The organism is Streptomyces milbemycinicus (assembly GCF_002154605.1).
GTDB lineage: Bacteria > Actinomycetota > Actinomycetes > Streptomycetales > Streptomycetaceae > Streptomyces > Streptomyces milbemycinicus.
Genome location: NZ_MUNE01000955.1, coordinates 319 through 611 on the forward strand (window position 1 = coordinate 319; position 293 = coordinate 611).

A 293-nucleotide genomic window follows, 5' to 3' on the forward strand; every position below is an offset into this window, starting at 1 on the left:
GCTGGCCGGAGAGTCGGTGCGTGCGGCGGTCGAAAGCCTGTCCACCACCGCGCCCGAGTGGCTGGCCGCGGTGATCGATGTGCCTGGCTGGAGCGGCCGTTACGGGCGCCGGATCGATTCCTGGCGGCTGCCGTCCTCGGCCACCAGACGTGCTGCTCTGGCAGTGGACTACGGGCGGGATGCTTTCGCCTTGCTGGGAGCGGTCCACCACCCCAGCGCACCGCCGTGGCTGCGGGAGCTTGAGGCGGTGCAGGTGCTGCGGATGGTGGTGCTGCAGAACTACACGCGCACCG

At 70.6% G+C, this 293-nt stretch carries 1 pseudogene; it reads left to right on the plus strand.

The features are described 5' to 3' along the window. Positions 1-293 (plus strand): annotated as a pseudogene (locus CCN51_RS55485) (IS1182 family transposase); the annotation flags it as partial.